Source organism: Micromonospora xinjiangensis (genome assembly GCF_056150165.1).
In genome coordinates this window covers 87575-99439 of the sequence record NZ_JAXCFO010000013.1, presented here as the reverse complement: position 1 = coordinate 99439, position 11865 = coordinate 87575, and the positions used below count along the sequence as shown (strand labels likewise).

Annotated in this window: 10 protein-coding genes and 1 rRNA gene; 6 read left to right on the top strand and 5 right to left on the bottom strand. The window is 74.2% G+C overall.

Annotated elements, in window-relative coordinates; all coding sequences use genetic code 11:
- Positions 1 to 98: ribosomal RNA gene (gene rrf / locus SM573_RS29650) — 5S ribosomal RNA — on the top strand; the annotation flags it as partial.
- A gap of 343 nt (positions 99 to 441) precedes the next feature.
- Here rrf and SM573_RS29645 read toward each other — a convergent pair.
- Positions 442 to 1125 carry a hypothetical protein gene (locus tag SM573_RS29645; protein ID WP_474614633.1) on the bottom strand — a complete coding sequence of 228 codons (684 nt, stop codon included), beginning with the start codon at positions 1123 to 1125 and terminating at the stop codon, positions 442 to 444.
- Between the two features lie 70 nt (positions 1126 to 1195).
- On the opposite strand from SM573_RS29645, the gene SM573_RS29640 reads away from it, so the two are divergent.
- Genes SM573_RS29640 through SM573_RS29630 form a run of 3 tightly spaced genes read left to right on the top strand, consistent with a single transcriptional unit; the run spans position 1196 to position 5501 of the window.
- Positions 1196 to 3814 carry a valine--tRNA ligase gene (locus SM573_RS29640; RefSeq protein ID WP_474614632.1) on the top strand — a complete coding sequence of 873 codons (2619 nt, stop codon included), beginning with the start codon at positions 1196 to 1198 and terminating at the stop codon, positions 3812 to 3814.
- The gene (locus SM573_RS29635; RefSeq protein WP_474617548.1) at positions 3811 to 5145 is read left to right on the top strand and encodes a bifunctional folylpolyglutamate synthase/dihydrofolate synthase; all 1335 of its coding nucleotides are present in this window, start codon (positions 3811 to 3813) and stop codon (positions 5143 to 5145) included. The genes SM573_RS29640 and SM573_RS29635 overlap by 4 nt, the downstream gene beginning before the upstream one ends.
- Positions 5142 to 5501, top strand: coding sequence for a DUF4233 domain-containing protein (locus tag SM573_RS29630; protein WP_474614630.1), 360 nt, complete (start codon positions 5142 to 5144; stop codon positions 5499 to 5501). The genes SM573_RS29635 and SM573_RS29630 overlap by 4 nt, the downstream gene beginning before the upstream one ends.
- 48 nt (positions 5502 to 5549) lie before the next feature.
- Here SM573_RS29630 and SM573_RS29625 read toward each other — a convergent pair whose 3' ends face one another.
- The gene (locus SM573_RS29625) at positions 5550 to 6896 is read right to left on the bottom strand and encodes a VOC family protein (protein WP_474617547.1); all 1347 of its coding nucleotides are present in this window, start codon (positions 6894 to 6896) and stop codon (positions 5550 to 5552) included.
- A 143-nt stretch (positions 6897 to 7039) separates the two neighbouring features.
- On the opposite strand from SM573_RS29625, the gene ndk reads away from it, so the two are divergent.
- Complete coding sequence (ndk, locus tag SM573_RS29620; protein WP_474614628.1) at positions 7040 to 7465, top strand: nucleoside-diphosphate kinase; 426 nt, start codon at positions 7040 to 7042, stop codon at positions 7463 to 7465.
- Between the two features lie 66 nt (positions 7466 to 7531).
- Here ndk and sigJ read toward each other — a convergent pair whose 3' ends face one another.
- Together sigJ and SM573_RS29610 are read right to left on the bottom strand one after the other, a co-directional pair.
- Positions 7532 to 8452, bottom strand: coding sequence for an RNA polymerase sigma factor SigJ (gene sigJ / locus SM573_RS29615; RefSeq protein ID WP_474614627.1), 921 nt, complete (start codon positions 8450 to 8452; stop codon positions 7532 to 7534).
- Positions 8449 to 8889, bottom strand: coding sequence for a carboxymuconolactone decarboxylase family protein (locus SM573_RS29610; RefSeq protein WP_474614626.1), 441 nt, complete (start codon positions 8887 to 8889; stop codon positions 8449 to 8451). Before SM573_RS29610 ends, sigJ begins: the two co-directional genes overlap by 4 nt.
- Positions 8890 to 9216: 327 nt before the next feature.
- Here SM573_RS29610 and SM573_RS29605 point away from each other — a divergent pair, with 327 nt between their 5' ends.
- Positions 9217 to 9912, top strand: a complete 696-nt coding sequence (locus SM573_RS29605) for a lysophospholipid acyltransferase family protein (protein ID WP_474617546.1) — start codon at positions 9217 to 9219, stop codon at positions 9910 to 9912.
- A gap of 51 nt (positions 9913 to 9963) precedes the next feature.
- On the opposite strand, the gene SM573_RS29600 is transcribed toward SM573_RS29605, so the two are convergent.
- The gene (locus SM573_RS29600) at positions 9964 to 11724 is read right to left on the bottom strand and encodes a hypothetical protein (protein WP_474617545.1); all 1761 of its coding nucleotides are present in this window, start codon (positions 11722 to 11724) and stop codon (positions 9964 to 9966) included.
- Positions 11725 to 11865 lie beyond the last annotated feature (141 nt).

The window sequence follows — 11865 nt, the reverse complement described above, 5'->3', positions numbered from 1 at the left end:
GGGAAACGCCCGGTTACATTCCGAACCCGGAAGCTAAGCCCTCCAGCGCCGATGGTACTGCACTCGTGAGGGTGTGGGAGAGTAGGACACCGCCGGACATCTTCCTTGTCAGGGCCATCCCGGTATCGGGATGGCCCTGACACGTATTTGGGGTCGACCCGCCGACGTCCACGAGCGAGGCTCCCGCAACATCCCCGAGCGTGTCGCCGCCGGTCTTCCGGAGACGGAATCTCCGGCATATCGCGCCGGCCCTCAGGAGTGGTGCGGGTTCCGTAGTGACCGTGACGTCGCATTCCCGGTGCCCCAGGGAAACGATGGGCCTCCGAAGGTGGAGAGGGCCGCTGGCTGCTCGACCGGACGGCGAGCGCGGGCGCGGGCGATTGCTGCCGGCAGGCCGGGTGCAGGGCGCCGCCGTGGTACGGAGGTGAGCCGGCGGGTCCGTCAGCCGCGGGTCTGGATCGTGTCCCGGATGTCGCGGAACATCGTGCCGGCGGCGTCCACGGTGCGCCCGGGGAACATCCCCATCACCACGCTGCCGTGGTCGGCCCACCCGCACACCGCGAAGTCCCCGCCGTCGCCGCTGGTCGTACCGCACTTCATGACGCCACCGAGGTCTCCGGCCGGGACCTCGCGAAGCCCCGTGACCTTGCCCGTCTCGTCGGCCATGAGGTTGAACAGGGTGTCCAGGTCGCGCTCGGGCTGCCACAGCAGTGTCGTGCCGCCGAAGAGGAGCACCGACCGCTTCTCGTCCGCCGGGTCCCGGTAGACCGTGCCGAAGCTGCGGTCCAGGTCGATGTCGGCGGCGAAGCCGCTGCGGAGGTAGTCCGCCGTGCTGCGGGCCCGCTCGCTGTCGTCGCGGGTCAGACCGGCCACCCCGTCCGGGCTCGCGATCTGGGTGTCCTTCTGCTGCGCGATCCGCCAGCCGAACGCACCGAACGCCCCGGCGCCGGCGAGCCCCACCACCAGCGCCACGGCCCAGATGATCCGCCGCCGCCGGGACCGGCCCGCCCGCCCCTCGGAGTTGCCCCCAGGGTCCCGATTGCTCAGCTGGATGGGCTCCTCGCTCAGCTCGACGGGCTCCGGTCCGTCGACGAGCTCGCGTTGGGTGAGATTTGCGTCGGACATAGCCGACACCGTACGCGAATGACAGGTGGTGCACGTCGGGTCCGCGGAAGCCCTCCGTAGACTTTCTCGGGTGACCGAGAGACTGGATGCCCGACGCCCCGACGCCCCCACCCTGCCCGGCCAGTACCAGCCGGGCGAGGTAGAGCAGCGACGGTACGAGCAGTGGGTAGCCGCCGGCCACTTCCGGGCGTCGGCGGAGAGCGACAAGCCCCCGTTCACCATCGTCATCCCCCCGCCGAACGTCACCGGTTCACTGCACATGGGGCACGCGTTCGAGCACACCCTCATGGACGCGCTGAGCCGCCGTAAGCGGATGCAGGGCTTCGAGGCGCTCTGGCTGCCCGGCATGGACCACGCCGGAATCGCCACCCAGAACCTGGTCGAGCGGCAGCTCGCGGGTGAGGGCCTGTCCCGCCACGACCTGGGCCGCGAGAAGTTCGTCGAGCGGGTGTGGCAGTGGAAGGCCGAGTCCGGCGGCGCGATCCTCGGCCAGATGCGGCGTCTCGGCGACGCGGTCGACTGGGACCGCGAGCGCTTCACCATGGACGAGGGCCTGTCCCGGGCCGTCCAAACCATGTTCAAGAAGCTCTTCGACGACGGTCTCATCTACCGGGCCAACCGGATCATCAACTGGTGCCCGCGCTGCCTCACCGCGCTCTCCGACATCGAGGTGGAGCACACGGACGACGAGGGCGAGCTGATCTCTATCCGCTACAGCGACGAGGTCGTGGTGGCGACCACCCGGGCGGAGACGATGCTCGGCGACACCGCGGTCGCGGTGCACCCCGACGACGAGCGGTACAAGCACCTGATCGGCACGGAGGTGGCGCTGCCGCTCACCGACCGGCGGATCCCGATCGTCGCCGACGAGCACGTCGACCCGAGCTTCGGCACCGGCATGGTCAAGGTGACGCCGGCGCACGACCCGAACGACTTCGAGATCGGCCAGCGCCACGACCTGCCCTCGCTCACCGTCATGGACGAGCGCGGCATCATCACCGCACCCGGCCCGTTCGAGGGCCTGGACCGGTACGAGGCCCGGCCGGCGATCGTCGCCGCCCTGCGCGAGCAGGGTCTCATCGTCAGCGAGAAGCGGCCGTACGTGCACGCGGTGGGCCACTGCTCGCGGTGCAAGACGACGGTCGAGCCGCGGCTGTCGCTCCAGTGGTTCGTCAACACCTCGCCGCTGGCCAAGGCGGCCGGCGACGCGGTCCGTGACGGGCGGGTGAAGATCGAGCCGGCCGAGCTGGCCAAGCGGTACTTCGCCTGGGTGGACAACATGCACGACTGGTGCATCTCCCGTCAGCTCTGGTGGGGGCACCGCATCCCCGTCTGGTACGGGCCGAACGGCGAGATCGTCTGCGTCGGCCCCGACGAGGAGCCGCCGACGGGGGAGGGCTGGCGACAGGACGAGGACGTCCTGGACACCTGGTTCTCCAGCGGGCTGTGGCCGTTCTCCACCCTCGGGTGGCCGGAGCGCACCCCGGACCTGGCGAAGTTCTACCCGACCAGCGTGCTGGTCACCGGGTACGACATCCTCTTCTTCTGGGTCGCCCGGATGATGATGTTCGGCCTCTACGCGATGGACGGCGTGCAGCCGTTCGACGTGGTGGCCCTGCACGGCATGGTCCGCGACGAGCACGGCAAGAAGATGTCCAAGTCCTTCGGGAATGTCGTCGACCCGCTGGACTGGATCGACCGGTTCGGCGCCGACGCCACCCGGTTCACCCTCGCCCGGGGCGCCAACCCGGGTCAGGACGTGCCGGTCAGCGAGGAGTGGTGCCAGGGCTCCCGCAACTTCTGCAACAAGCTCTGGAACGCCACCCGGTTCGCCCTGATGAACGGCGCGCACACCGAGGGGCCGCTGCCGGCCACCGAGCAGCTGTCGACCGTGGACCGGTGGATCCTCTCCCGGCTTGCGCACGTCACGGCCGAGGTGGACGAGCAGTTCGAGGCGTACGAGTTCGCGAAGGTCTGCGATCTGCTCTACCACTTCGCGTGGGACGACGTCTGCGACTGGTACGTGGAGCTGAGCAAGCCGGTGCTGGCCGAGGGCGGGCCGGCCGCCGAGCGCACCCGCCGGGTGCTGGGCCACGTGCTGGACCAGCTGCTGCGACTGCTGCACCCGGTGATCCCGTTCGTGACCGACGAGCTGTGGACGGCGCTCACCGGCGGGGAGAGCGTCATGGTCGCCGCGTGGCCGGTGGCCGACCGTACGCTCGTCGACGACGCCGCGGAGAGCGAGGTCGGCACCCTGCAGCGGGTGGTGACCGAGGTGCGTCGGTTCCGCTCCGACCAGGGGCTGCGGCCGACCCAGCGGGTCGCCGCCCGGCTCGACGGTCTCGCGGCGGCGGGCATCGCCGCGCACGAGCCGCTGATCCGGTCCCTGGCCCGGCTCGACGCCGTCGCCGACGGCTTCCAGGCGAGCGCGACGCTCGCCATGCCGGGCGAGGTGAGCGTCGCCCTGGACACCCGGGGGTCGATCGACGTCGCCGCGGAGCGGGCGCGGCTCACCAAGGACCGGGCCGCCGCCGAGAAGGAGGCCGCGCAGGCCCGGGCGAAGCTGGACAACCCGGCGTTCGTGGGCAAGGCCCCCGACCACGTGGTCGCCAAGATCCGGGAGCGGCTCGCGGTCGCGGAGGCAGACCTCGTCCGCATCGACGCCGCGTTGGAGGCGCTGCCCTCGTGACCGATCACAGCGCCTTTGCGGAGGTCGAGGCCGAGCTGGCCGAGCGGGGCTTCACCCGGATGGTCTTCGAGCTGGACCGGATCGAGTCCCTGTTGGATCTGCTCGGCAGCCCGCAGCGGGCGTACCCGTCGATCCACCTGACCGGAACGAACGGCAAGACGTCGACGGCCCGGATGATCGACTCGTTGCTGCGGGCGTTCGGCCTGCACACGGGCCGCTACACCAGCCCGCACCTGGAGACCGTCCGGGAGCGGATCAGCCTGGACGGGGAACCGGTCAGCGAGGAGCGGTTCGCGGCCACCTACCGGGAGGTCGCACCGCTCGCCCGGCTGGTCGACGAGCGCTTCTCGGAGCCCCTCACCTACTTCGACATGACCACGGCGCTGGCGTTCGCGACGTTCGCCGACGCGCCCGTCGACGTCGCCGTGGTCGAGGTGGGGCTCGGCGGCGCGGAGGACTCGACGAACGTGCTCCAGGCCGGCGTCGCGGTCATCACGCCCATCGGGTTGGACCACACCGAGTGGCTCGGCGACACCCTCGAGGACATCGCCCTGCACAAGGCCGGGATCATCCACACCGGCGCCACGGTCATCGCCGCGGCCCAGGAGGAGGAGGCGGCCCGGCCGCTTCTGGAGCGGTGCGCCGAGGTCGGCGCCACCATCGCCCGGGAGGGCTCCGAGTTCGGCGTGCTGCGCCGGGCCGTCGCCGTCGGCGGTCAGGTGCTGACCCTCCAGGGCCTCGGTGGCGTCTACGAGGAGGTGTTCGTACCGCTGCACGGCGCCCACCAGGCGCAGAACGCGGCGGTCGCGCTCGCCGCGGTCGAGGCGTTCCTCGGCGCCGGGGCCCGGCGTCAGCTGGACATCGAGGCGGTGCGGGAGGGGTTCGCGTCGGCCAGCTCGCCGGGGCGGCTGGAGCGGGTACGCAGCGCTCCGACGATCCTGCTGGACGGCGCGCACAACCCGCACGGCATGGCCGCCACCGTCACCGCGTTGCAGGAGGAGTTCGCGTTCAGCAAGCTCGTCGCGGTGGTGGGGGTGCTCGGTGACAAGGACGCGCCCGCCCTGCTGGAGCTGCTGGAGCCGGTCGTCGACCAGGTCGTGGTGACCCGGAACAGCTCACCGCGGGCCATGCCGGCCCGCGAGCTGGCCGCGCTGGCCGCCGAGGTGTTCGGCCCGGAGCGGGTGGAGGTGGCCGAGGAGATGCCGGACGCGATCGAAGCGGCGGTGGCGCTGGCCGAGGAGGACGTACCCGGCGAGTTGAGCGGGGTGGGCGTGCTGATCACCGGGTCGGTGGTGACCGTGGCCGACGCCCGCCGGTTGCTGAAGCGATGACCGGGCCGGAACAGCCGCGCCGGTCGGGGCTGCGCAACCCGGAGCGCGCCGTACGCGGCCTCGGCGCGGCGACGCTCAGCATCGAGGCGCTGGTGCTGCTGCTCGCCATCCAACCGATCCGGGTGGTCGGCGGTGACCTCGGCGCGCCCGCGATCGGCGCCGTCGTGGCGCTGGCCGTGGCGGCCGTGGCGCTGGCCGGGATGATGCGTCGCGCCTGGGCCTGGCACGCCGGCACCGTCCTCCAGGGACTGTTGATGCTCTCCGGCCTGCTGCACTGGTCGCTGCTCGTGCTCGGCATCATCTTCGCCCTCGTCTGGGGCTACGCCCTGCACGTACGCCGGGTCATCCTCGGCTGACGCCCCGCGCCGCCGCGGCGCGCCACGGCCCGGCCGGTGGCGCGCGCGTCAGGCGTCGGCGCGTTCCCGCCACTGGGTGAGCGCGATGCCGTGGCCGTCGGGGTCGCGGAAGGCCGCCGCCCACACCTCGAGCTTCGTGCCCCGGTTGACCACACGCGGGGCGTACGTGAAGCGGACACCGGAGCCGCGCAGCCGCTCGTAGGCCGCCTGGATGTCGTCGACCTCCAGGTTGACGTGCACGAGCCGGCGGCTGACCGGCGCGGCCTCGGTGACCTGGCGCAGCACCAGCCGGGTCGTGCCGGAGGAGAGGATGGCGTTGCCCGTGCCCCGGTCCACCTCGCTGAAGCCGAGCACGTCCCGGTAGAAGTCCAGCGAGCGCGACAGGTCGGTCACCAGCAGGGTGAGGCCCACCCCGCTGATCGGCGCGGCGGGGTCGACGGGCTCGTCCGCCGTGTCCTCCGCCGGGTCGTAGCCGAAGATCGCCTCGTCCAGGTCGGCCGGGTCGATCGCCTCGTCCCGCGTCTCCCGGGGCGGGTTCGGGTCGTCGAGCGGCAGGTCCAGCGGGTCGAGTGGGTCGTCCCGGCCGGGGGTGGCGGCCGCCGGGGCCGGGGTCTCGAAGTGCTCCTCGGCCGGCGGTCGCGGGGCCGGCGTCGCCCGCCGCGGCAGCGGGTTGGCCGACGGCGGCTCGACGAGCGTCCCCTCCAGCACGACCGGGCCACCGGGGCGCTGGTGCACCACCACCGGCTCGCGCTCCTCGGGCGGGACGGGCGGGTCGTCGCGCCGGGGCTCGCCGGCCAGCGGGTCGCCGAGCGGGTCGCGTACGGGATCCCCGAAGGGGTCGCGGAAGTCGTCGTCGGCGGAGCGGCCCGCCCACGGCGGGGCGTCCTGCTGGATGAGCACCTCGTCGACCGGGACCGTGTCCGCGTACTCCGGTGGCAGGTCGGCGGCGGCCGCCGCGGCCGTCTCGGCGTGCGTGGGCACCTCGTCCCAGAGCACCCGCACGTGCCGCTGGTCGTCGAGCGCCACCCGGATCGGCAGGGTCTGCCCGAGCGAGGGCCACTTGGACACCGGCACCCGCGGCTCGATGATCTTCTTGCTCCGCGGTGGCAGCCCCGGCGCGTCGATGACCAGTTGCAGCTCGCACCGGCCGAAGGCGTACTGGGTCGGCGGCTCGGACGCGCTGTGCACGTGCCCTTCGCCGACCACCCAGGTGCGGCCCCCGGCGCGCACCGTCGCGAGCGCGACTGCCAGCACCAGCAGGGCGGCGCCGAGCGCCACGATGGCCCAGCTCGTCATGCCGAGGCCGAACAGCATCACGAACGTGGCCACGGTGCCGAGCACCGCGGCGATCAGCTTGCGTACCGGCGCGATGGGTCGGCTCCCGCCATTCGCCACAGTGGACCTCCCGGGGGTCAAGGGCCAGGCTAGGCCGGAGGGGCTGCCGGGGGAAAGGCCAGCCGCCGCCCCGGCGCCGGGACCGGGTCGCTAGGCTGACCGTACCCAGCCAGACCCGCTTCCGCGCACAGGAGGAACTCAGCGTGTCCAGCAGCAGCCCGGATGAGCGCACGCTCGTACTGATCAAGCCCGACGCGGTACGCCGCGGGCTGGTCGGCGAGATCATCGCCCGCTTCGAGCGTAAGGGGCTGCGGATCGACGCCATGGTGACGCGGACGATGGACGCCGCGCTCGCCGACGAGCACTACGCCGAGCACGTGGACAAGCCCTTCTACCCGCCGCTGAAGGCCTTCATGACGGGCGGCCCCCTGGTCGCCCTGGTGCTCTCCGGGGACCAGGTCATCGAGGTGGTGCGTGGTCTCGTCGGCGCGACCGACGGGCGCCGGGCGGTGGCCGGCACCATCCGCGGCGACCTCTCCCTCTCCAACCGGGAGAACCTGGTGCACGCCTCCGACTCGGTCGACAGCGCGAAGCGCGAGATCGCCCTCTGGTTCCCCGAGCTGGCCTGACCCCGGCGGTCGGGTCCGACCCCGGCGGCGTCCCGGGCCCCCGTCGTCGGGTCGGACGGCGGGGGCTCACCCGACCGGTTCGGGCAGCTTCTCCGGGTTGCCGATGAGGTAGAGGCCGGTGATCAGGCCGTCCGCGGCGGCCAGCGTCACGGCGTAGGTGCCGGCGCCGGCGCGCTCGATGAGGGCGCCCGGCTGGCCGTTGAGCTCCACCCGGCGCACCGTGACGTCGTGCCCGGGGCCGTAGACGCCGGCGATGAAGCGGGCCACGCGGTCCGCGCCGACGACCGGCTTCCGGGCGGCCTTCACCCGCCCGCCGCCGTCGCTCCAGGCGATCGCGTCCCGGGCCACGAGCCGGGTCAGCGTGGCGAGGTCACCCTCGCGCGCCGCCGCGAGGAAGGCCTCCAGCAGCCGCCGCTGCTCCGCCCGGTCCGCGGTGAACCGGCGCCGGTCCTCGCGTACGTGGGCCTCGGCCCGGTGGTGCAGTTGCCGGCAGTCGGCGGGAGACCGGTCCAGGATCTCGGCGATCTCGCCGTACGGCAGGTCGAAGGCGGTGTGCAGCACGTAGACGGCCCGCTCCGGCGGGCTGAGCCGCTCCAGCACGTGCAGCAGCGCGGTGGCGAGGGAGTCGCGCTGCTCGGCCCGGTCGAGCGGCCCGAACGGGGACGGCTCCGTCGGCACCGGTTCGGGTAGCCACGGGCCCACGTACGTCTCCCGGGCGGCCTGCCGGGCCCGCAACCGGTCCAGGGCGAGCCGGGTGACCACCCGGGCGAGGTAGCGCCGGGGCTCGACCACCGCCGCCCGGTCGGCGTGGAGCCAGCGCAGGTACGTGTCCTGCAGCACGTCCTCCGCGTCGTGGCGGCTGCCCAGCAGGCGGTACGCCAGGCCGAGCAGCATCGGCCGGTGCGCGTCGAGCGCGTCGGCTGCCGCCACGGCGTCGGCGGCGACCGACCTTCCGTCGACCGCCGCCGGCGCGTCCGTGGGGCTCACTCCTCGGTCGGGGGCTGCTTCCGGGTCGGCACCGCGATCCTGTTCCACACGTTGATTGTGGCGATGGCGATGAGCAGATCGGCGAGTTCCTTCTCCGACCAGACCGCCGCGGCCGCGTCCCAGACGTCGTCGGGCACGCCGTGCTCGCCGAGGCGGGTGACGGCGTCGGTGAGCGCCAGCGCGGCGCGCTCCCGCTCGGTGAAGAAGGGCGCGTCCCGCCAGGCCGACACGGCGAAGAGCCGCCGGCTCGACTCGCCGGCGCGCAGCGCGTCGGTGGTGTGCATGTCGACGCAGTACGCGCAGCCGTTCAGCATCGACGCCCGGATCTTGATCAGCTCGTACACCGTGTAGTCGACGTTCGCCCGGGCGTACTTCTCCAGGCCCAGCACGGCGCGGTAGCCCTCCGGCGCCACCTCGGCCGCGTCCAATCTCTGCATGGCAACCTCCCTGGTCCGTCTGCCACCGCTACGACGGGCCGGCCGGGGCGGGGCGTGACAACCGGACCTGTGACGCCGATCATGCCCGTCGGCGGTTCGCGGTCCGGGCCGGTCGCCGGGGCTCGGGGCGGAGGTTCCGGCGGCACCTGCGGGTGACGCCGCCGCCGTACGCCGCGTACCGGGCCCGCCGATCGGGTACAGAGAGACGCGGCCACGTGCGGGGACGCGCCCGGGGACCAGCTCTCGGGCGGCCCGCCACCCGTTCGGGGCTCCGGGGCGGCGTCCGCTACCGTGACACCGCCCGCTCTCACATTCGCCGGAGGACCAGTGCCGCTGCTCTACACCATCGGCAAGCTCACCGTGGCGCCCGCGCTGCGGCTGGCGTTCCGTCCGACCGTGGAGGGGTTGGAGCACGTTCCGGAGACCGGCGGAGCGATCTTCGCGGGCAACCACCTCTCGGTCGCAGACGAGCTGTTCCTCGGCACGGTGGTGCCCCGGCACCTGGCCTTCTGGGCCAAGTCCGAGTACTTCAAGGGCGTCGGAGTCAAGGGGGCGTTCTCGAAGTTCGTCCTCACCGGGCTCGGCGCGATCCCGGTCGAGCGGGCGGGTGGGCGCGCGGCGCTCTCCGCCTTCGACGCGGCCATCCCGGCGCTGAAGGCCGGCGACCTGGTGGCGGTCTACCCGGAGGGGACCCGGTCGCCGGACGGCCGGCTCTACCGGGGGCGCACGGGCGCCGTCCGGCTGGCCGTCGCCGCCGGGGTGCCGATCATCCCGGTCGGCATGATCGGCACCGAGAAGGTGCAGCCCATCGGCGCGCGGGTGCCCCGTCCCGGCGCCGCCAAGATCACTGTCCGGTTCGGCAAGCCACTCGACTTCACCGGCCGCTCGGACGACCGGGCCTCGCTGCGGGCGATGACCGACGAGGTGATGAGCGAGATCCAGAAGCTCACCGGCCAGGAGTACGTCCCCCGCTACGCCCCCCCGCGCGCCCACCCGGACCCGACGCGCGACGGCCCGGCCTGACCCGTCGCGTCGGCGTGCGGGCGCGCGACCGCCGGTCGGCGGCGTCGCCGGCTAGTTCCCGTCGGTGGTAACGATCTGCCCGCGGAGGGTGTCGAGCAGCGCGGCGCTGTCCTGGACCGAGAGGCGGGTGAACACGGCGGTGGCGATGCTGCCGTGGTCCAGGGAGGTGCACACCACCACCGCGTCGCCGTCGGTACGCCCCACCGCGCAGCGCTGGTGCCGGCCGCGCACACCGGTGTCGACCTTCTGCACGGCGCCGAGCTGGTACTCCCCGCTCAGCCGCGCGATCTCGTCGTCCGCGGCGGACTCCGGGTTGAGCCGGAAACCCGTGCCGCCGAACACGACCACCCGCTTGCCGCTCGGGTTGGTGTAGATGCCCGCGAAGGTGTCCTCGGCCAGCAGGTGAGCCTCGCGTACCTCGGTCTCCAACTGCCGCGCCGCCTGCGTGCTGCGGGTGTCCTCGCGCAGCGAGAGGTCGGCCACCTGGGCCGGGAGCGCGGCGTGGGCCGGGTACTGCGACCAGATCGGCATGCCGTAGTAGGCCGGGCAGCCGCAGCAGCAGGCCAAGGTGAACAGCAGCAGCCACGGCCAGCGGCGCCGCCTGCGCACCGGGACCGGGACGTACCCCTTGGGGGCCTGCCAGCCGGGCGGTGGTGCGGCCGGCGGCGGGGGGCGCCGCTTCGACCGGCGTTGCTTCGGCGGCGCGGGAGGCGGTGTGACCGGCTGCGGAGCCCGTTGCGGTCCGACCGGCGGCGGGGCGGCCGGCGGCGCGGGGTGGGCCGGCGGTGACAGGTGGTGGGCCGGCGTCCCGGCGTGGGGCGACGGTGGCGACACCGGGCGGGCCGGCGGCGCGGGGTGGGCCGGCGGTGACAGGTGGTGGACCGGCGTCCCGGCGTGGGGCGGCGGCGACACCGGGCGGGCCGGCGGTGGCGAGACCGGGTGCGCGACCGGGGGCGGCGGCGACGGGGGCGCGCTGTAGGGCCGGGTCGGCGGCGGCGCCGGGTAGGGGGCGGTCGGTGTCATGGGCGGCAGCGGCGGCAGCTCGGCCGAGGGCAGGTCCCAGCCACCGGTGTCCGCGCCGGCCCACGGGTCGACCGGCACCTGGTGCTCCGGCTGCTCCGGCACGGCCGGCGGCGGGGGCGTGGGCTCGGCTGACTCGCCCCACGCGCGCCGCCGCGGCGGTGGGGGCGGGACCGGCGCGGAGCCGCTCCAGCGGGGCGCCGGGTCGGAAATCTCGACCGCGGGCATCCGGCGCGTGCCGGACGGGCCCACCGGTGGGGAGTCGGCCGCGCCGGCCGCCGGCGCCGACCCGTCGAGCCGCCGGGTGCCGTCGGCGCCGGCCGGGCTGTCGGTCGGGGCGGGGTCGTCGAGTCGGCGGGTGCCGTCGAGGCCGGTCGCAGTGTCGGTCGCGGCGGCGTCTTCGACCCGGTTGGTGCCGTCGGGGTCCCCGGCGCGTTCGGCGCCCGGGTCGGCGGCGAAGTCCGCGACTCGCCGGGTGCCGTCCGTGGCGGCGCCGTCCGGAACCGGATCGCCGCCGGTCGGGGCGCCGTCCGGATCGCCGCCGGTCGGGGCGCCGTCCGGATCGCCGCCGGTCGGGGCGCCGTCCGGGTCGCTCTCGGGAGAGGCGTCGTGGGCCGCGTCGTCACTGGCGGGGGTGTCGGAGGGACCTGCGGCCCGGCCCGCGCCGGCCACCTGCTCTGGCGGTGCGGGGGAGGAGGTCGGGCCCCCGACGGTGGCCGGATCACGGTCCGGCCCCGTGCCCGGGGGGCTCCCGTGGGCCGGCCGGTCCGCCCCCGGCTGCGGCTCCGGCATCGCGGCAATCTCCTCTCGCGCCGACCCGAGGTTAGTACCGCGTCGCCACCGGCGGGGAGCCGCCCACCGCGCTCCGGTGCGCCCGGAGCCTGCACCGGGCCGCTGAGCAGGGGCGGTACGGGACGGGCGGCCACTGGTCGG

What these genes read in the sequence shown, in the direction of transcription:
- SM573_RS29645 (WP_474614633.1), bottom strand. Translation starts at nt 1,125, where the DNA reads ATGTCCGACGCAAATCTCACCCAACGCGAGCTCGTCGACGGACCGGAG.
- SM573_RS29630 (WP_474614630.1), top strand. Translation starts at nt 5,142, where the DNA reads ATGACCGGGCCGGAACAGCCGCGCCGGTCGGGGCTGCGCAACCCGGAG.
- SM573_RS29610 (WP_474614626.1), bottom strand. Translation starts at nt 8,889, where the DNA reads ATGCAGAGATTGGACGCGGCCGAGGTGGCGCCGGAGGGCTACCGCGCC.
- SM573_RS29600 (WP_474617545.1), bottom strand. Translation starts at nt 11,724, where the DNA reads ATGCCGGAGCCGCAGCCGGGGGCGGACCGGCCGGCCCACGGGAGCCCC.